At 66.1% G+C, this 19,603-nt stretch carries 19 protein-coding genes; 16 read left to right on the forward strand and 3 right to left on the reverse strand.

The window, feature by feature from the left end; genetic code table 11:
- Window positions 1–59 precede the first annotated feature (59 nt).
- Complete coding sequence (locus tag D7I44_RS10200) at window positions 60–683, reverse strand: helix-turn-helix domain-containing protein (protein WP_120789401.1); 624 nt, start codon at window positions 681–683, stop codon at window positions 60–62.
- 87 nt (window positions 684–770) lie between these two features.
- Here D7I44_RS10200 and D7I44_RS10205 point away from each other — a divergent pair, with 87 nt between their 5' ends.
- The 13 genes from D7I44_RS10205 (at window position 771) to D7I44_RS10265 (ending at window position 12,024) form a co-directional block, all read left to right on the forward strand.
- A complete protein-coding gene (locus tag D7I44_RS10205; protein ID WP_120789402.1) occupies window positions 771–983 on the forward strand; it encodes a helix-turn-helix transcriptional regulator in 213 nt (70 codons plus the stop codon).
- Window positions 984–1,409: 426 nt separating this feature from the next.
- Window positions 1,410–2,153: an RNA polymerase sigma factor gene (locus D7I44_RS10210; RefSeq protein WP_120789403.1), complete on the forward strand. Its 744-nt coding sequence runs from the start codon at window positions 1,410–1,412 to the stop codon at window positions 2,151–2,153.
- Window positions 2,150–3,259, forward strand: coding sequence for a hypothetical protein (locus tag D7I44_RS10215; protein WP_120789404.1), 1,110 nt, complete (start codon window positions 2,150–2,152; stop codon window positions 3,257–3,259). Before D7I44_RS10210 ends, D7I44_RS10215 begins: the two co-directional genes overlap by 4 nt.
- 85 nt (window positions 3,260–3,344) lie before the next feature.
- Window positions 3,345–4,004: a hypothetical protein gene (locus tag D7I44_RS10220; RefSeq protein WP_162940196.1), complete on the forward strand. Its 660-nt coding sequence runs from the start codon at window positions 3,345–3,347 to the stop codon at window positions 4,002–4,004.
- Window positions 4,005–4,021: 17 nt separating this feature from the next.
- On the forward strand, window positions 4,022–4,345 hold the full coding sequence (locus tag D7I44_RS10225; RefSeq protein WP_120789406.1) for a hypothetical protein: 324 nt from the start codon (window positions 4,022–4,024) through the stop codon (window positions 4,343–4,345).
- Window positions 4,346–4,347: 2 nt separating this feature from the next.
- Entirely contained in the window at window positions 4,348–5,382 is a 1,035-nt protein-coding gene (locus D7I44_RS10230; RefSeq protein WP_120789407.1) for a hypothetical protein, read from the forward strand.
- Window positions 5,383–5,385: 3 nt separating this feature from the next.
- Window positions 5,386–6,930, forward strand: a complete 1,545-nt coding sequence (locus D7I44_RS10235) for an SCO6880 family protein (RefSeq protein ID WP_120789408.1) — start codon at window positions 5,386–5,388, stop codon at window positions 6,928–6,930.
- Between the two features lies 1 nt (window position 6,931).
- Window positions 6,932–8,380: an ATP-binding protein gene (locus D7I44_RS10240; protein ID WP_120789409.1), complete on the forward strand. Its 1,449-nt coding sequence runs from the start codon at window positions 6,932–6,934 to the stop codon at window positions 8,378–8,380.
- A 9-nt stretch (window positions 8,381–8,389) separates the two neighbouring features.
- Entirely contained in the window at window positions 8,390–10,195 is a 1,806-nt protein-coding gene (locus D7I44_RS10245) for a type IV secretory system conjugative DNA transfer family protein (protein ID WP_245979526.1), read from the forward strand.
- Window positions 10,195–10,596, forward strand: coding sequence for a hypothetical protein (locus D7I44_RS10250; protein ID WP_120789410.1), 402 nt, complete (start codon window positions 10,195–10,197; stop codon window positions 10,594–10,596). Before D7I44_RS10245 ends, D7I44_RS10250 begins: the two co-directional genes overlap by 1 nt.
- A complete protein-coding gene (locus tag D7I44_RS10255) occupies window positions 10,593–11,075 on the forward strand; it encodes a hypothetical protein (protein ID WP_162940197.1) in 483 nt (160 codons plus the stop codon). The genes D7I44_RS10250 and D7I44_RS10255 overlap by 4 nt, the downstream gene beginning before the upstream one ends.
- Before the next feature lie 100 nt (window positions 11,076–11,175).
- Window positions 11,176–11,616 carry a single-stranded DNA-binding protein gene (locus D7I44_RS10260; protein WP_120789412.1) on the forward strand — a complete coding sequence of 147 codons (441 nt, stop codon included), beginning with the start codon at window positions 11,176–11,178 and terminating at the stop codon, window positions 11,614–11,616.
- Window positions 11,617–11,637: 21 nt separating this feature from the next.
- Window positions 11,638–12,024, forward strand: a complete 387-nt coding sequence (locus D7I44_RS10265; protein ID WP_120789413.1) for a hypothetical protein — start codon at window positions 11,638–11,640, stop codon at window positions 12,022–12,024.
- Window positions 12,025–12,486: 462 nt separating this feature from the next.
- Here the strand turns inward: D7I44_RS10265 and D7I44_RS10270 are convergent, their stop codons facing one another.
- The gene (locus tag D7I44_RS10270; RefSeq protein WP_120789414.1) at window positions 12,487–14,799 is read right to left on the reverse strand and encodes an nSTAND3 domain-containing NTPase; all 2,313 of its coding nucleotides are present in this window, start codon (window positions 14,797–14,799) and stop codon (window positions 12,487–12,489) included.
- Between the two features lie 279 nt (window positions 14,800–15,078).
- Here D7I44_RS10270 and D7I44_RS10275 point away from each other — a divergent pair, with 279 nt between their 5' ends.
- The 3 genes from D7I44_RS10275 to D7I44_RS10280 all read left to right on the forward strand — a co-directional run bounded on the left by D7I44_RS10275 (window position 15,079) and on the right by D7I44_RS10280 (window position 17,340).
- The gene (locus D7I44_RS10275; RefSeq protein ID WP_120789415.1) at window positions 15,079–15,360 is read left to right on the forward strand and encodes a DUF3892 domain-containing protein; all 282 of its coding nucleotides are present in this window, start codon (window positions 15,079–15,081) and stop codon (window positions 15,358–15,360) included.
- Between the two features lie 236 nt (window positions 15,361–15,596).
- Window positions 15,597–15,935: a helicase associated domain-containing protein gene (locus D7I44_RS18740; protein ID WP_425459310.1), complete on the forward strand. Its 339-nt coding sequence runs from the start codon at window positions 15,597–15,599 to the stop codon at window positions 15,933–15,935.
- A 121-nt stretch (window positions 15,936–16,056) separates the two neighbouring features.
- Window positions 16,057–17,340 (forward strand): AlbA family DNA-binding domain-containing protein, encoded by a 1,284-nt coding sequence (locus D7I44_RS10280; protein ID WP_245979527.1) that lies wholly within the window; start codon window positions 16,057–16,059, stop codon window positions 17,338–17,340.
- 258 nt (window positions 17,341–17,598) lie between these two features.
- Here D7I44_RS10280 and D7I44_RS10285 read toward each other — a convergent pair whose 3' ends face one another.
- A complete protein-coding gene (locus tag D7I44_RS10285) occupies window positions 17,599–18,888 on the reverse strand; it encodes a hypothetical protein (RefSeq protein ID WP_120789416.1) in 1,290 nt (429 codons plus the stop codon).
- Window positions 18,889–19,603: the final 715 nt, after the last annotated feature.

Genomic DNA, 19,603 nt, shown 5'->3' on the forward strand with positions numbered 1-19,603 from the left:
TGCTGGACGCGGATCGCGCCGTAACTGCCAATCGGGGTTCGCGGTCGTACCACTTTGACCTACTGGCTTGGCTCGGGCTGATCGGGGGCCGTGATCAGCGGCGTCTCGTCGACGGAAACGACTCCCGCGCTGGACAGCAACCCGGCCAAGCGAGCCGCTTCCCCCGTAAGCGCCTCGATCCGCTTGTCGATCGCTGGCAGGCCGGCGACGAGGTCGGCGTCACCAGCACCGGTGGAGACATCCTTGATGATCTGGAGCCGCTCAAGCTCGCGCCGCAGGACTCCAAGCTCGCGTAATGAGCCGAGGAGTTCGATATCGGCTCGTTCCGCGGCAAGCCTCGGGCGATAGTAGCCAGCCGGTGACGACGAGAACCATGAGTCGAACTCGGCGCTCGTCATGCCGTTGAAGTCTGCACTCAGATTTGGAAGGTCTAGCAGCGCCTCCGGCCTGGCAACCGGCGCAAGAAGCAGGCTGGGCGGCACGTCAAGCGCTCGCGCGATGTTCAGCAATTGGCTGACGCTGATATCTGCTTTTCTGCCCGACTCGATGTTCTCGAGGACGGCGGGGGAGACGTTTCCGTCAGGGACCGCCTCGGCAAGCTCGCGCGTCGTGCGAAATCCGCGCTCGCGTCGCGCGAGCTTGATGCGAGTCCCGATGCCGTCAGCGCCGCGAAAATCTGTCATTTTGACAGCGTAACGCCGAATCTGTTGTCAAAACAGAGAAACCACTCTATTGTCATTCCAACAGCTCCGATACTCAGAATCTGTCGAATGGGGGAGTGGGGCATGTCTAGTGAATTCATTCAGCCCGCCGAGGCGGCGGAGATTATGGGCCTGACGGTCGGTGCGCTGGCGCGACTGCGCTCCGATGACAGAGGCCCGCGCTTCTACAAGCCGACCGCCCGCACGGTTCTCTACAAGCGAGAGGAAGTGATCGCATGGCTCGAAGCGACAGTGCACGCGATGTCCGGGATCACGGCGTAGCTCCGGCTTCGAGCGATCGGGACTCGCTCGCTGAACCATATTTTGTCCCGCTCGATCCGATGGAAGAGCTCGGCCGTGACTGCTGCGAATAAACAGCGTGCCGACACAGGCGTGGCATCCATCGTCTACCCCCAACCGGGGGCTACTTTCCGAACCATGAGGAGGCAGGTTCTCGCCCTCTTTGCAACGCCGCTCCACTGCCGGACCGAGCCAGGGCGGCGGTGAGTCGACGTGGCTGAGACTCCGCTGGCACAAGGTCGCAGTCACCTCCTCACCCCAATCCACCGACGCCCCGCGTCATCTCTAGGGGCGGCCATCTCCCCATGCGCACCCGTGTCGCGGGGCGTCGGCGCTCGACCGGCTCGCGAGCCCCAGGCCGAGCCTCCAGAACGAACCGTCCGCGTCGCTCAGGAAGGTCGTGATGGCGTGGCTGTCGAAGTGAACGTCGGTGCGACCCCCGAGGCGCAGCTTAACGCTCTGCTCCGCGAGGTCGACAACATGCTCCCGTTCGTCCGGAGCCGCCTGCGTGGCCGGCCGAACGACATCGACCCAGTGCTGCAGCACGTGCGCGAAGTGGTCTGGCACCGGTACAGCAGCTATGACGAGCGACTGGGAACGCCGAACGCGTTCGTGTTCGGCATCACCCGGAACGTCCTGCGCAGCACCCTGGGCCGCCGGGCCCGAGTCTCGGAAGAAGTGCCCGAGGACATCGAGAGCGAGGCGACACCCGACCCGCTCACCGCTCTGATCCGCCGTTTCGACGCACACCGGTGGATGTCGCTCGTGGCCGGCTTCGTCGGTGAAGACGACTGGACGCTGTTCGCCGAGCTCGCGCTCTCCGACGGTGCAGCAGACGAAATCCTTGCCGGCCACAGCCTGACCTCGCGCGCGCTGCGCACTGTCCGCGACCGGGTGAGTTTGACCGCCTACACGGTGAGGGCCGCACTGGCCGCAGCAGACTCGGGTGACCCGATCACCGGACCGGTGATCCTGCACTGCCTGCCCGACCGCGGAGGCTTGCGCGAGGTCGCGGTATTGATGGGCACCGATGCCAACACGATCGCGGCCACGCTCCATATCCACCCTGGCGCGGCTCGGGCCCGGATCGCCAACGCCAAGCGGCTGCTCACCATCGCCTACGCGGTGCTCAACCAGGAGTTGGCCGCATGAGCCCCGTCGCCGCCGCGCTGGTGGTCCAGGCAGCGCGCCGCCCGAAGACGATAAGGAACCTGCTCATCGCAGCCTCTGTCGCGCTGCTGATCGTCCCCGCCGCGCTCGTTGCGCTGCCAGTATCGATGGTGCTCGCGATGGGCAACGGCGGCGGCTCCTCGGCATCTCTTGGCACCTGCGTCGGCGACGCTCCCGACCTGAAGGCGGCAGGCAGCGTCGACGGCTACGGCCAAGCGCAGCTGAAGATTGCCGCCACGATCATCTCGGTCGGCCAGCAGTTGAACGTGCCGACGCAGGCCCAGGCGATCGCCCTCATGGTGGCGATGGGCGAGTCCGGGTTGCGGAACCTCGATCACGGCGACGCCGTCGACAACACGACGATCGGCGTCTTCCAACAGGGTGCAGGGTACGGCTCGCGAGAGCAGCGCTTGGACCCGGCGCAGGCGGCGCGCGCTTTCTATGAACGAATGCTTGGCGTGCCCGACTGGCAGACGACAGAGCCGACCCTCGTCGCTCACGCCGTTCAGCTCAACGAGGATCCCGACCATTACGCGCCATATCTCGCGCCGGCAGAGGCCGTGCTGGCGGCCCTCACCGGCTCAGCCTCCGCCTCATGTCAGATCCCAGCCGACGCGAAAGCTGCCGCGGTCCTCCTCGTCGCGGCAGTCAACGACGGCAAGCTCAACTTCCTCGACCAGCGCTACGAGCAACAGGTCATCGACATGGCGAACGGCACCGCGGCGCCCGACTGCGTCATCGACGCGCACGTGCTGCAGCTGATCGTCGTCGCGGTGCAGTCCTTTCAGCAGGTCGGGGTAAGCGACCTCAATCGCCGATGCACCGGCGAGACGCCCGGCGCCGGCACCGCCTCCGCCCACTGGAAAGGCAAGGCAGTCGACTTCTATGCGCTCAACCATCGCGACCTGACTGGTGCGAACGACCTGTCGATCCAGCTGATCCATGCCCTGGACCCGTACGCGACCCACGGCTCGGAGCTCGGCCAGAGCACCTGCCGTCTCGACGCCGGCGACGAGGTCACGGGCCTCATCAACTTCACCGGCGACTTCCCTGACACGTGCAATCACTTGCACGTCCAAGTCTCCTGACAAATGAATTTCCGAAATGCGCGCCAAACGAGCCGTTCCTGTGCAACGTGCAAGTGAAGGTGCGCGCGCGAAAGAGGTGAACCTCATGATCAAGAAACTGATCGCCCTCGCCGCGCTCGCCCCATCCCTGGCGCTCGCAGGGTGCGTCGCATCCGCGCACGCTCAGGAGCAGGCACCCAGGCACCTCGTCACGATTGCCCCGATCAGTCCGTCGCCGTCACCTGACGTCGCGTCCCCGGCAGCGACCGGGATCGTCGACACCGTTCTCGTCGACGTCTATCCGGGCAAGACCTTCAAGTCCAAGCACGGCTGCGGCTGCACCGTGCCCGGCTCGAAGCAGGAGATGTTCCCCGCCGGGACTCCGGCGATACTCGTCAAGATCACGCTGACCGGCGAGTGGAAGCCTTCGCAGGGCGACCAGACCACACAGGCGGTGACCGGCCTCAGCCTCGGCGACACTAAGTTCGACGGGCGCCCCGAACGTGCCGTGCTCGACATCGCCGACGGCCCGCGCGCGGCCGCCACCGCGGGGCTGCCGTGGCTTCCCGCCGGCCTCTTCGCCGGGCATCACGACTGGACGATTCCGAACGAGCAGGGCCGCTCGTTCGCCGCGGTGTGGTACCTGCCGCCGGGTGTCGACCGGCTCCTGCTCACGGTGGACATCCCCTCGGAGGGGATGCCCAACGACCTGATCGTGCCGCTGCCGGCGGACGCAGTCCGGGCCTCCAACCCGGGTGGGGAATAGAAGGGGATGTACGAATCATGAATGCGCTGAACGAAGCCGTGGTCTCCGCGCACGCCCGCATGGCGAGCGTCCTTTCCGTCTCGAACCCGACCCCCGACTTCTCGGGTCCCGGCGTCGGAGCCCTGCAAACGGTCGCGAACGTCGTCTTCGCGATCGTGCTCACGCTCGCCGTGATCGGCGGCCTGATCGCCGCGGGCTGCATCGTCATCGGCCATGTCTCGAGCAACGGACACGTGCAGAAGGCGGGCATCGTCGGCCTCATCAGCTGCATCGCCGGAGTCGCTGTCGCCGGCGGCATCGCAGGCCTCATCAACTGGGGCCAGTCGCTCAACGTGGGCTGATCATGCTGCTCACCGCTATCAGCGACCCGTGGTCACCGGACTACGACTGCAACTTCGCCGAGGTCGGATGCCAGGCGAACCAGACCGTCGCCGGGTTCATGGCCTCCACCATCCGCAACCTCGGCGACTTCATCGCCACGATGGTCTCCTCGGCGTTCAACACGACCATCGACCCAGCCAGCTGGGGCGTCGCCCACTCCCAGTTCCTGTTCTGGGTGGGGGTGACCGCGCCGGTCATATTGATCATCGCGCTTGTTCAGATCGGCATCGCGATGATCCTGCAGGACTGGCACCGCATCGGCCGTGCCGCGGGCGGCGCCGCGCTTGCCATCCCGTTCGCCGCGATCTGTGTGTGGGCGATGCAGCAGTTCTCGACCATCACGGATGACGTCACGAGCACCCTCACCAGTAGCGTGCAGGGCGGCAGCCTCGCCGACGGCCTGCTGCGAGTCGTCGGCATCGTCAACGTCCAAGGCGATGTCGCGGGCGCCGTGATGGCGGACTCGCAGTTCAGCAAAGACAGCGTGATCTACACGCTCGCGTCGCAAGGCGCTTCCTCGCAGAACGCGATCGGCGAATACGTGATGGCGCTGCTGCTCGTCGGCGTCATGATGATCGCCTCCCTCTTCCTCTTCATCGCTATGGCGATCCGAGAATTCGGGCTGCTCGCACTCGCTGCGATGGCACCGATCGGTCTGATGATGATCGGCCAGCCCAAGCTCACCGCGTGGGCGAGCAAGTGGATGAGCGTCACGACCGGCCTGCTCATCGCCAAACCGCTCGCCGCCGGCATCGTTCTTCTCGCCGTCGAGCTCACCAAATCCAGCGCCAGCGTCGCCGTCATCCTCGTCGCCTCCGGCGCCGTGGTCGCAGCATCGTTCTCGCCTCTCTGGGCGACCCGCCTCGTCTCGTTCGCGGGAACCGAGGTCGGCACCGCCCTGCACCGCCGCCCCTCCGTGCGCGACCAGATCTCGCGCGCCGGAACCGCGGCTGCCCCCGCCCGCACGGCCGTGCGCCTCGTCACACTCGGGAAGTGAGTCATGACCACCTTCGCCGCAGACCAGATCCTCTCCGAAGAAGGCGCACCCCGCGTGCGCTTCGCCGCCCGCGAGCGCCGTGGCGCATTGCTCGGGCTGTCCTTCCTGCAGCTGATGGTGATCGGCGCCGCCGTCGCCATCCTGCTGATCACCCTGTTCGTCGACGTCAACGCGATCTGGGTCCTGCTGCCCATCTGCACAGTGATCTGCTTCTTCGCCGTCGCCACCTACCGCCGCGAGGCGCTGCTCATCATCGCAGTGCAGGCAGTCAGGTATGGGCTGCGCTCCACCGCCGGCCAAACCAAGTTCCGCCGTGACGTGTGGATGCGCGTCACGGTCGCCTCGCTGAATATCGGCCACGCCGCCCAGGCGGCCGCCGCGCCGATCGTCACCTCGCGCTTCTTGCTGCCGGGCGCGCTCGGCGACGTGCAGATCGTGCAGATCCCGGGGGCCGGCGCGTTCATCTACAACGCGCGCGGCAGGCTGGCATCCGTCACCGTCCGCGTCGGGTCGCGCGCATGGGCGTTGCGCGACAAGGGCACGCAAGAGGGCGCATATGACGGATTCGTCGAGTGGCTGAGCTCGCTCGAGAATCTGCCTGGGCTGCGCGAGACGTCGATCCGAATCCGCGTCGATCGCGCCGCCTCGAACGAGCTGCGCGACTACCTGGTCGATCGCGAGTACGAGCATCAACCCCAGGTGAGCCCTGAGCTGCGCCACGAGTACTGGACGCTCACGCAGGCCGCCTCGAAGAGTTCGATGGGGTTCAGCAACTTCGTCACGCTCACCTTCGACACGGGCATCCTCAACTCCGCGATCCGCGATGCCGGGCGCGGCCTGACTGGTCTTGCCGCCGTACTCAAAGAGCGCGTCGCCGGCATCGAGACCGCGATGGAGCACGCCCGCCTCACCCCGGCCGGGTGGCTCGACTCCGACGAACTCGATGAGCTTCTAGCCGTCGCCTCCGACCCGATCGCCGCAGCCGGCCGCCGCACCGGCAGCCCGAATCAGGCCGACCTCACGCCTCAGTCGCCGCCGCCCGTGATGGCAATCGACGAGACCTGGGACGCACTGCGCGTCGACGAGTCCTGGCACCAGACGCTGTGGGTCGCCGAGTGGCCGCGCACCGATGTGCGCACCGGATTCCTCGAGCCGCTGCTCTACGCCGGCGACGCCACGCGCGTCATCACCTTGCAGGTGCGCCCGATCGCCACACACACGGCGCTCGCGCAACTGAACCGGGCGCAGTCCGACATGGAGACCGCCGCGACGATCAGGCTGAAGCTGCAATCGCGCATCCCGCTCACCCACATCCGCGAAGAAGAGAACCTCGCCATCCGCGAGCATGACCTCGTCGACGGGTTCGGCGACGTGCAGTTCCGCGGCTTCATCACCCTGTCCGCCGAGTCGCGCGACGCGCTCGCCAAGGCCCGCACCGACATCGAGCAGGCCTCGCACCCGGCGCGGCTCATGCTCGCCACACTCTCCGGTCAGCAGGCGGCGGGGTTCGTCACCTCGGCGCTGCCGGTTCCGCTCGAAGGGGAATGAGATGAAGCAGACAGGCGTCATCGGCCGCGTTCCGGCCGATCAGAGCAGACGGATGCCTAAGCACGGCGCCGGGTCGACGAGCGAGTCTGACGGCTCGAGCTGGAAGCTGCAGGCGCCAGAACTACCACCCTCGAAGATGCCCGCCTGGGGGTGGAAGCACCAGCACAACCTCCGCGCCCCGCTGCGGGTCACCCCGCCCGCACACCGCACCTCATCAAAGGTCCTCGGCGGTGCATACCCGTTCCTCGCCGAGACCGGCGACATTCTCACAGGGGCCTACATCGGCGAGAACCAGCTGTCGCGCGCCCCGTTCTGCTTCGACCCGTGGGACGCGTACTCGGCCGAGGCCGTGCGCTCGCACTCGGTCGCGATCATCGGGGTGAAGGGCACGGGCAAGTCGATGCTCGCGAAGTCCTGGTCGTCGCGGCTCGCGCGCCTCGGCCGCAAGATCGCGGTGCCTCACGACCCGAACGGCGAGTGGGTGAAGGTGGCCGAGTACGTCGGCGGCACCTCTATCAGCGTGGGACCTGGCAAGGCCGCGCGCATCAACCTGCTCGACGAGGGCCCACGCGACCCGTCGTTCTCGAACGAGGACTGGAACCAGAACGTCCTGCAGTACCGACGCGCGACCGTGAAGACGATCATCCGCCGACTGCGCGAGGGCGGGAACTTCGAACCCGTCGAGCACACCGCGCTCGACATCGCGCTCGATGCGCTGCGCGACAACTCAGTCGTGACGATCACCCAGGTGTACGCCCGTCTCGCCGACCCCGACGCCAAGCTCCCGGCTGAAGTCACAGAGGCCGGCCGCCGGCTCGCCCACACCCTGCGCCGCATGGTCTCCGGCGACCTCACGGGGTTCTTCGACGGCCCGTCAACAGTCGCCTTCGACACATCCGCCCCGATGATGGTCGTCGACACCTCTGCCCTGAAGGGCGTATCGCCCGAAGCGCAGGCACTCGCCCGCCTCGCCACCGCGAACTGGATCCGCCGCGCGAGCCGCGGCGCGAACCGCGAGGCGCGCGTCATCGTGCATGAGGAAGCCGCCGTCGAACTGCTCAACGACGTCACCGGCGGCGACGGCTTGGCCGACCGCGTCGAGGACGAGAAGGTGGCCCGCCACCTCGGCACGAGCAACTGGTACCTGCTGCACCGCGTCGCCGACCTCGACGCGCTCGGCGACCGCAATAGCGCCTTGCACTCGCGCGCTCTCGGCCTGCTCGCCGACTGCGAGACGCGCATCTCTTATGCGCAGCACACGGGCGAGATCCCCAGATCCCGCGAGATTCTGGGCTGGAACGACACCCAGGCCGACCTCGTCCGCAAGCTCCACAAGGGCGAGGGCCTGTGGCAGATCGGGCAGGACCGCGTCGCCAAGGTGCGCAACATCTGCACCGACCACGAGCTCGGCGTCTTCCGCACCGACGCGCTCGGCGGCGCACGGCACTGAGGTCCCGCTATGAACAGCAAGCAGTCATCCGGGTGGGCGACGATCGTCGTCTACGGCATCTTCGCGGTCGTCGTCGCAGGCGGCCTCGCAACGCTGATCGGAGCGGCGGCCATCCGCGTCATCTGCGGCACGGGTGGCCGCCCGGCCAGCATCTTCGCCGGCCTGCAGCTCGCAATCAGCGGCGACGCGGGCGGATACGAAGGCGCGAACGGATGCCACGTGCCGGTCACGCCGGTCAGGGGTCTCGACCTCCTCGCGCTCGTGATCATCATCGCGGCCGCCGGCGCCGCAGCGGCTTGGTGGTTCCGCTTCCGACAGTCCGATCGGCACTTCATCCACGAACTGCGCCTCCGCGACGGGCTCGCCAAAGGCGGCGAGATCCGGCGGCACGCGTCGGCCCGCACCGCGCTGCGCCGGGCGAAGACACTTCGCCCGTCGCTCGAGAACCCGACGCCGGCATCCGTCGGCTGGAAAGTCGGCCGCGCGCACGGGCACGACGTCTACGTCTCGATCGAAGACTCCGTGGTCGTCGAAGGAGCCCCGCGCTCGGGCAAGGGCTACCGGTTCATCATCAACGCGATCCTCGACTGGGACGGGCCGCTGATCACCACCTCGACCCGCAACGACAACCTCTCGGCCACGATGCGCGCCCGCGCGCGCATGGGCGAGGTGACGGTCTTCGACCCGCAAGAACTGTCGGGCGTCCGCTCGTCCCTTCGGATCTCGCCGGTGACCGGGTGCGAAGACCCGCTCGTGGCCGATCAACGCGGCCACGCGATCGTGGCGGGCACCGCACTCGGGGGCTCCAAGACGAACCAGGAGTGGGCGCACGTCGCGTCCTCTGTGCTCTCCCGACTGCTGCACGCCGCCGCCGTCTCGGGCCGTGGCGCCGACGCGCTCGCCCGCTGGGGCTCAAACCCGCGCCTCGCGCTCGAGGCCGTCAGCGTCCTGTCGAGCCAGGGCGCACCCGGGTGGGCCGAGGACCTCGACGCGATCATCAACGGCGACGAGAAGCTCCTCGCCTCCTCGTGGTTCGGCGTCTCGGGCGCCGTCCGGCCGCTGGCGATCCCGGCGATCCGCAGAGCCATGACCCCGGGCCACGGCGAGCACTTCGACGCCGACCAATTCCTTACGGCACCCAACAGCCTCTACCTCGTCGGCACGGGAGCGGGCGCCGGCTCGGTCGGTGGCTTCCTCGGCGCGGTGCTCGATGACGTAGTCGAGACCGCGCGCCGCAAGGCGCTTGCCTCACCGGGCTCACGCCTCGATCTGCCGCTCGCGCTGATCCTCGATGAGATTGCCAACATGTTCTCCTGGCCGGCGCTGCCACGCATCATGGCCGACGGCGGCGGCCAGGGGATCTCCACCGTGGTTGTTCTGCAGGCCCTCTCGCAGGCCGAGACCGCGTGGTCGAAGGCCGAAGCCGACACCATCTGGTCCGCCGCTACCGCGAAGCTCCTGCTCGGTGGCGCCAGCGATGTCGACCACCTCCGCGATGTGGCATCACTTCTCGGCGCGCGCCGCGTCCGCGATACCGCCCACTCGTACAACTCCTCCGGCTCGTCGACGAACGTGCGCAACGAGAAGGTCCCAGTGATGACGGTGGATGAGATCAGACGGATGCCGGAAACCGTCGGCCTCCTCGCGTACCGCACGCGCCGCGGCATCGTGCTCGACCTGCGCGGCTGGACCGACCGACGCGACGCCGCCGACATCTCCTCCTCCAAGAAGGCGACCGAACTCGAGCAGCAGGCCGTGTTCGCCGAGCAATACCGCGCGGCGGTCGACCGCAGGCGCACGGCGGAGCGCGGCTGATGTCGAACCGACGGCGTCCCGCGTGGGACAACCAGTACCGCATCCGTTATCTACGCTCACCCGCCTGGTTCTCGCGACGCGACCACTGGTTCATCGAAGAGCGACGCCGCGCCGGCGCACTGCGCTGCGCGCTCTGCCTCGGGCCTGGCACGACTCGCACGCTCGAGCTGCACCACCTCGACTACCACGGCGTCACCCAGACCCCGGTCGGCTGGCGGGCCCACGAGCGACACAAGGACCTCATGGCACTGCACCCGCGGTGCCACGAGGCCGTTCACCAGCTCATCGACCGCGACCGCGCGCTGTCGGGCCTGGTCTCCCGCCGCGCGGCATCAGCCCAGGCGATCGCCCGACTACGGACGAAGATCGCGCGCTTCGTCGAGTCTGCGTGGTCGGCATGAGCGACGGCGACTCGATCGACCCTGCAAACTGGGACGAGCTCATTCAGTCGCTGCCGCCGGGGTGGGAGGACGCCGCCAGCAGGCGAGAGCCGGGGATGCTGGGCATCACCGTCGTCAACTGGCGCACGCTCGAGGACGAGAAGGCCCCCGAGGTCTGGACCGACCTCGGCGAGTGGGTTGCGTGGTTCATTCGCCGTTACCGCCTGCCGGCGCGGAAGATCCCGACCTGCTGGTACCGGCACGGGTCGCTCGTCGAAGAGCTTTCAGCGCTCCACACCGCATGGCTCGTCTCCTTCGACAGCCTCGACGCCGGCTACGGCCCCATCGGGTTCCACGAGCGCCTCGCCATTGCCCTACCCCGGCTGGCCAGCTGGTACAGCGGCGAATGCCACGACGGCCACGTCGAACTCCCGTACGCCAGCGAAAGCGCCCCGCCGCAGGAGTGGGCCGACTGGATCGCGGTGTCGCACGCGGGATGACCCGATGCGCGCCATCTGCGCGCCGCGGTCGCGTCGGCTGCGCAACGTGTAGGTAGAGGGGTTCGGTTCCTCGGGCCTCCAAACTAGAAGGGAAAGACCGATGAGCACACGCGTACCCATCACCATCGAGGGCAATCTCGTCGCCGATCCGACGTTCGCAGAGTCCACGAACGGCACCAAGCTCGCCAAGTTCACCGTGGCGGTCACCGACCGCAAGCTCGAGGACGGGAAGTGGGTCGACGGCGAGACCCAGTTCCACCGCGTCACGGCATTCGGGCGCCTGGCCGAGAACGTCCGGGCGAGCCTCACAAAGGGCGACAGCGTCCTCGTCAGCGGCAACCTCGAGTTCCGCCACTGGGTCGACGAGCACACCGGCGAGGCTCGCTCGTCGACCGAAGTGGTCGCTGACGCCGTGGGTCCGTCGCTGCGCTACAACCGCGTCGAGGTCGCCCGCCGGCCCAGCATCGACGGCGCTGCGCCGGCGGGACCCGTGCTCCAGCCGCCGCCGTCGCCCGGCGCATCCGCCTCGGTGGCGCAGTAGATGGGATAGAGGAAGCCGATCATGACCGAAGAGGACGGGCCGCGTGGCATCGTCACTGACGCAGACACGGCGTACGAGGCGATCCGCGCGATCAACCACGCCACGATCTGGAGCGGTGGCATCCCAGCTCCAACGATCTACAGCGTGCTCGGCAACCTCAAAACTGCAATCGGATTCGGCACCGAACAGGCCCTCGGCCAACTGGCCGACCGCCTCGTCGACTCCTTGGACGAATACGACGTCATCGAGGACAGCGGAGGAAACCCCGCCGAGAGCGTCGCAGCTGCCGTCGATCACCTGCGCGCCGCTGCTGCCCTTGCTGGGCAGATCGGCAATCACGTGTCCGCTGCGCAGAACGCAATCGCGGGTCAAGGACATCGCGGCCGGATTGACGCCGGCAGGAGTTAGCTCGATTCGGCTGATCTACTGACGCCGAGACCTTGTGGCGTACCGCGCACACTCCTAATCTGAACGGGCCGCTGGGACCTCCAAAATCGCCTGTCGGACACGACCGCGCATCAAAGCCGATCCCCCTTGATGCGACTCGGGGCCCCAGCCCCGCTCGTCGTCGTGCAATTGCTGGACATTCCACGGTAATCGCCCACCGGAAAGTGCTCTGAGGTTGTGCATGGCACCAATGACTGCACCAGGATCCGTCTTCACTATCATCCCGACACGCTGGCTGCTCATTCCGGGGCTTCGGTGACCCGCGTCCCAAGCTGAATCGCCCAGGGGCGACCTCGTGTAAGCAACGGCGCTTGGCGGCCACCTCCGCGGATCGCGATTTACCTGTGCCGCTCTTCGACTTGGGCGGCGAGGCTAGAGATCGCTGGACGATGCGCGCGGCGGCGCACGGACGCATAGACGACATCACAAGAGGTCAAAGTGGGCGAAAAGCACATCGATGCGGGCAGCGTCCGACTGCTCCGTACGGGTCATCGGGTGCGGCGGGATGTAGGTGTCCTCGATGTCTGGCCGACGGAGGATCTCATCGTGCGCCTCCGCCCAGAGTGAACCCGAGCAGTCGACCCCGAGATCCTCGGCGAGCGTCTCCAACTCGGCGAAGACGTCCTCGTCCAGAATCTCATCTGGCACCATTAGCTTGTAGTTCACCCACGTTTCGAACAGCGCAGCGATCGTTTCCCGCGGTGTCGTGATGAGTCCTGGCTCGTCCTCAAGGCAGTCGCCGATGGAGCGCCAGTCGTCTGCTGAATCGGCCGCGTAGACAAGCGCATCGGCGGCAGCGGCGATCTCACGGTCACGCTCGGGGACTTCGGCCAAGAGTTCGAGAGCCACTTCCATGTCGCCGACCGTTCCGCTCTGCCACCGCTTTACGGCCGCCTGCCACATCTGCTTCAACCACGTGTCGTAGGTCGGATTCGGAGTACTGAGTTCCCGGCCGACCATGACGGCGAACTGAACTCGCACCTCCGGGCTGATGCGCCAGAAGTGGACTGCGCGTCGGTTCGGCCGGAAGCGCTCACCATCGGCTGGGTGAATCGAGAAGCAGCGCACGATGGCCGCGCACAGCGCGGATTCGAGTGCTACGCGTTGCGCCGGCTCCGCGGCGAGCATGACCGCCGCGCGAAGCCAGTCGAGCTGTTCGAAGTATGTTGTCTCGTTAATCAAGAGCAACGCGTCGCGAGGGTTCTGGCGCAGCCACGAGGCAGCGAAGTCCGCCACGGATGGGTTGATCAATGAGACGGACACCGCCGGGGCGTACTCGTCCTTGTGGGATTCGAGGAACGCATCATCGAGAACTCGCAGCGCAGAATGCAGCGCTCCGTGTGCCAGTTCTCGACCTCGGCTCGTCGCTAGACGCTGCAGCGCGGGCTCGAGTTCGGACGGGTGCACGGAGTAAGGAAAGGAGCTGACGAGGAGGACGATGTCCCGGCAGTCGGCGTCAAGTTCGTGTTCGAACGCGTGAGCCCAGATCCTGTCCGGGTGGTCAAGCAGCTCTATTGCCCGGTCCAGAGTCGTCTCTTGTTCAGCGGACTCCTCTGTCGCGCGGGCGATGTGCTCGATGAGGCGTGGGGTGTAGTTGGGGTGATCGACGATGCGAAGGTACGCGGAGTCGGCGACAAGAGACGTCAACTCCCCTCGTGCGCGCAAAGGCGAGAACCAGAGGTGGTTGTAGAGGATTTGTGCTCGTTCGTAGCGCGTATAAGCGCTGAGTTCGAGCAGCAGCGTGTGAATCGGGACTTCCGCGGCGTCGAGTGCCTCATACCAGGAGAGGGCCTGGTTCAGGATGTGCTCGCGAGTCGTAAGGATGAACAACGAGTTCGCCGAGGCGCGGCAGGAGCGCATGAAGGAGGCCAGGCGCCTGTCTTCGTTTTTCGTCAGGCGCGAGTGAAGGAAGTTGGAGCCGAGGAAGTCGTCGTAGACGAAGATCTGCTTGCGCGTCGTGTCGAGGACCTCGAATCCCTCACTCACGTCGGAGGACAGTTCCACGGGCTCGTAGCCGGCGGCGACGGCGTCGGCCACAAGCATTCGCGCGAGCGTGGTCTTTCCGATTCCCGGCGGCCCGGAGATAACGAGGACGCGTTCTGTGTTCAGACGGTCGTGGGCCGTGTTGAAGGCGCCGGTGTCTACGAGGAGCGGCAGGTCTCGTCGAATGTCCTCCAGCAGCGCCCGGCTGCGCTGCCACGTTCCGGAGTGGATGACTTGTTCCAACTGCGCCCGACTGCTGAGCCAGAGCTTGAGATGCGCGCGCTCCACCTCGGGGTGCTGATTCAGCAGGAGCTCCAGGTCGTCTTCCCCGAGAATCTGGTCGTCGCGCGCGATCCACGGGGAGAGAGTGGCACGCAAGGTGTGCTTGTTGCCGGCGGTGAGGCGGCGCGACGTCACCAATCTGTAGCTATCCGGACTAGGGAGTAGCCGCGCGACCTTGGCCGCCTCGGATCTCGCGGCGGCGTTCAGCTGCGGAAACGTGCTGTCTGCCATCTGCTTGCACTGGACAATGTGGAGACGCTCATCCGCGTCCAATCGGCGGAGATCGACACCGAGGTCAGGGCCGCGGGCGAAGACCTCATACTGATGGCCCGACTCGGCGCGCAGAAGATCGGCAACCAGCAGCTCGAAGTCGTGATCAGAAAGATTGCGATAGTTTCTCAAGACTGTCCCCGCCGCCGAAGTACCGATACAGGCACGATCCTTCCGCACCAGTTCACTCGCGCTCGGCATCTACACGTTGGAGACCGGGGCAACCCCTGCGAACGAGCATCCCCAGTGCTGGCCGCGAGGATCCACGTGTACGCATGGTGCTCCGCCTGCATGCCGCCATCGTGCATTTCGCCCAGGACTGGTTCCCCGCTGGTGCGCGCCAGGACCGAGGCTGCCGACTGCGCATGTGCTGACCACTCCCGTGCCCGGCGCCTCATATCGACTCGATGTCGGTAGGTCACGGAAGGCTATCGACTGCGGCGCTCGACTGCCGCACCCGCCCGAACCCGAGGAGCACGCATGAGTATCGAAATCACGCACGTCCGCTATGGCAGCACGGTTAAGACGCACGAGACGATCGTCCGCTACAAGTGGAAAGGCATCGAAGACGGAAAGGTCGGCGAGAACGACAAGCTATCGCTTGTCACCTGGATCGATTCCGAGGGCGGAAAGGCCTTCGTCGGTTCCGGCGCGAACCGCGTCCAGGTGGGTGTCGTCCACCCGACTGTCGGGCAGGCGTATCTGCGCACCCACGCCGACGGCAAGTGGACGAACAACCTCTTGGATCTGCCGACGTTCTGACAACTCGGCGGCGGCCCGGAAGGCGCCATCTTCTGGGCCGCGGCTGCCTCACTTTCTAGCCGCCGAACCGCCGCGCGATGAGGCGCGGCTGAACGGCGTCCTCCTCCGTGTGCTCAGGCGGAGTCTCCGCCGGAGGCTGCCGGAGCGCACTATCCGCGCATAAGCGCGATGCTCACTGCCGAACTAAGCTGTCGGTCCGCGGCGCTCACCAGGGCAGTGCCGCACATAAAGACGGCATGGTGAAATTGCTGAATTGCGAGCAGGTGCGTTGTCTTCGCGCCCGCGCATCGGCGGCGAACTCGTCCAGTACCTGCGCGGGTCAGCGGGGAGCATCCGACCCCGTGTTTGCAGAGTGGGAGGAGCAGGCGCGGTGCGTCGTCGCTTTCACCGAGGAGCACAGAGCGTCGCCGACACGCACGCCATCGGATCGGCAGACATTCGCTCTCGGCGAATGGCTGAAGAAGCAGCGCGTGAGGGCGCGCGAAGGGACTCTGGTGCCGGAACGCCGCCATTGGTTGAACGAGAACCTACCAGGGTGGGAAGGCGCGACATACGACGACCGTTTTCGGGGCTGATTGCCTCGTTGCTGCGTGAAACCGGGGAGTGGCCCACTTCCCGCGCGTGAGCCCCACAGCACCGAATCATCTACCCAGGAATTTGGCGTCAGGAGGGGCATCCCATATGGGCATATGGGGAATGGTCGACAGCGAGGCCACCCGTCAGCCGTATTGTTTCGACGTGAGCTTTACAGCACTGCATCGCGCACTGGGGCTGCCCCCTGGGCCGCTAACCAATGACGTCCTTGATGCCGCCGTATCGGCCCAGGTCGTTGAAACTCACGACCTGGACTGGAAGTCCGAACTCCCGCCCGTCAGCGGGATCTCGCAGACGGACGTGCCCAAGGACGTGGCAGCCATGGCCAACAGCGGCGGCGGCGTGATCATCTACGGGGTTCGCGAGAGTCAGAAAGCGGCGACTGAACGCATCGACGCCGGCGAGTTCACCGAAATCCATGAGCGGGCGTATCGGAGCGCAGCAGTGACTGCGATCTCCCCACCGATCTTCGGGCTCGAGATCCACCGCCTCGGCGAAGACCCACACGCGGTCGCTGTCGTTGTTCCGCCCAGCATCGACGGTCCTCATCTGATCTACAAGAACGATCTCTTCGGAGCTCCGATCCGCAACGACGCCGACACCGCTTGGATGAAGGAGCGACAGATCGAGGCCATGTATCGGGCGCGCTTCGACGAGAGACTGCACGTCACCCAGGCCACTGACTCGCTATACGCCGAAGCGGCTGGCTATCACGACACCAGTGCGCACGCGCTATTCGTTGCCGTCGCCACCCCGCGCATCCCCAACGTTTCCCACCGCCTGTCACGCGACGACGCACGGCGGATCTATCGCGACGCCCAGAAGATCGCCCTCACCTACTCGCGCAACGTCGGAGTACATCCGCTCGAAAAGATCGAGATTCTCAACCCGCGTACCGGCTTGCGGAGGTGGGTCGCAGACACCGCTCCGACCGGAGAAGCCAACTGGCAGGAAGCACGAGCAAGCGTCCACCACGACGGATCGGTGAGCCTCGTCGCCGCAGTCGGCGGTCACCGCAAGACCGCAACCGAATACTTTGGCGGGCACGAGGTCGAAGCGCGGGGCATCGAATGCGCGGTCGCGGACTTCTCGGCTCTCGTGCGTGCCGCCTCATCGGTATCGGACCTCAGCGAGTACGACGTGCGGGTCGGGATCGAATGGTCAGGCATTGGCGACCTCCGGTTCCTCGAGAATGACGCACAGGGAAACGCCTTTGATAGCACGGCGAGAGCGCTCCGCATCTTTTCGCCCGTGCGCACGACTCTGATCGCCTCGGAATCAGCTCGCGACTTTCACGGGCAGGTTTACCAGCTCGCTGAAGATTGCGTGAATCAAGCCGGCATCTCCCACCTGCATGTCCTTGACCCTGTCCCGGAAGAGGAGTGATCTGACGCGTGGCGGCCCATTGGATCGCAGCACCGCGGACTCCGTGAACCGGCCCGCGGATGTTCGTCAGTCGCTGAACGCTTCAGCGCTGGGCACCTTCGGGAAGTTCTCACCCGCAACTCGCGACCTCGCCATTACCGAGCGCCGCGCGTAACCACGATAGACAGGCAGAGCACCCTCAGCCGCAGTCAACTTGTGCCTGCCTTCCGACACCGCCGCCCCGTTGTACAGCAGAGACAGGGCCCATCGGTCGGCTGACTAGTCGACAAGCAAATCGCGCAGAGGCTCGACCCAATCGAAGAAGACACCCGGAACTTCAACCTCGCCTTCGAGGACATCATCGATGTCCCCCGCCGTCAGCCGCCATCGCGCCGTGACGTGTTCCGGGAGGGCTCCATCACCGATAATCGCGAGTACGACCTCGTCGTCCTCGCTCTGATAGTCCTCATCTGGCCGAAGTACCGCCATCGACATCGACAGCTTCGCCGGGCGCTCATTCACGATCCGAGGAACCCCGTCCATATCACGTGCGATCCGGGCGACATTGGCAGCTATTGACAGGCTCGCCAAGTCGTAGCTGTCGGTACCCCACTTGCGCGGCCGATCAGGAAACACCTCGGTCGACGCATCGTCGCGGTCGAGCCATTCCAGCGCGCGGATCTCCCCATCGAATGCAATATCGACGCGCACATCGCGCAGGAAGACCTTGGAGTTGGTGACCCGCAGGCGAATCCCGGCGCCGAGGGATGCTGCCATGCCGGCGATACCCGCGAAGGGATCCGCAGAAGCCCGCTCGCGCCAACGCGCCACCTGCCCTTCGAACTCTTCCTTCGTCCGACGCTCCAGAGAACCGACCGTGCTCAGGATGCCACCGAAAGGCGACGAAGCCGGGGCAGAGATCCGGGCCAGATACTCATCCGCCTGCCGGCCGATCCACTCGGAGAGCAACCCGCTATCCGCTCGGATGACATTGACTGGACCCATCAGTTCGACACGCACCTCGGGAATCCGTGTCTTCACTGCGGTACGCGCGAGCATCGCCTGAAGCTCCGCCCCGGTCGCCTTGTGCGTCTCGCCATCACCACGCAGGTAGACGTCACCGTTGACCAGTCCCTCGCCGTCGGCGAGGCAGGGCCAAATGCGACCCGTCGGCGGCTCGACGACGATCACAACAACATCCCGGCTCTCATCGACAGGAATGCGTTCGAAGTCCCACTCCGGGCCGTCAGCGCCAGTGAACTTCTGGACCTCCCTCGCCAGGTCCTTCGCCTCGAAGCCGGGAATGCCGGTGGTGGCTCCCTTTGAGACGCCCAGCAGCATCAGCGCGCAACCACCGAAACGCTTCGCAGCTCGCGCCGGATCGCGGTTGGCTGCCCCAAGCACCCACTTCGCGACCTTGTGTCGATCCTTTTTCACGTTCAGATCAACATCGGACTTCAGCTCGAGGAAATACCTCTCAACGCGGTCGTCCGAGGCAGTCGCCCACTCGACAAAGCGCGCCCACCCCATTTCGCCGGTCGGGAGCCGGGTCAAGTCAACGTTGGTCACTCTCGCGATTCAACCACCACGCAGCCGCCCGGAAGCGCGACTCCGACGCCGGGGACGCTCGGCCGCAAGCGGACACCCCGAGCTCGATCTGCTGCTCTCGTATACCGAAGCACCGTTCACCGCGAACTTCGCCACCAGAACCGTGCCGGCCGCATGCCGACGCCGACGCACCAAAAAACTGTGCGAACCTGTTGTCCTGGTACGGACGACCGTCTCTTCCTTGGCCCACGAATCTCCCAGCGCTCGACGGGCCATGCGAGTAACACGTCTCCAGCCGGTAGAGCCAATCTCATCGATTCTCTTCCGAGCGGCGCCAAGAATGCGACATCGGGTTGGGTGTGCCGTGATCAGAGTCATGCGTACCGTGCAAACTTGGCTTGTGGATCTCGAGCCCTTCCGGCCAGCGCCATGCGGCGCATTTGACGAAGGCGCAGCTGACATCTGTCGAGAGTGGATGGTCTAGCTCGGCGCCGCTGACGTCGTCCAAGCGACGGGTAACGCGCCGCTGTGATGCGACCTGTACGGCGACGGCTACGTCGCACGGGTCGACAACCGTCGCGGGAACACCGACGTCGACCTCGTCGAACGTGCCGCATTGGCTGCGGCCGCTGACGGCCGCACGCCCCTTTTTTCTTCATGCGTGGAGGGATCCGTCCAATAGCCCAGCAGCGCGCCGACCAGCTCGGCGTCGCGCTCTTTCGGTGCGGCTCCCACG

This window comes from Gryllotalpicola protaetiae (assembly GCF_003627055.1).
GTDB lineage: Bacteria > Actinomycetota > Actinomycetes > Actinomycetales > Microbacteriaceae > Gryllotalpicola > Gryllotalpicola protaetiae.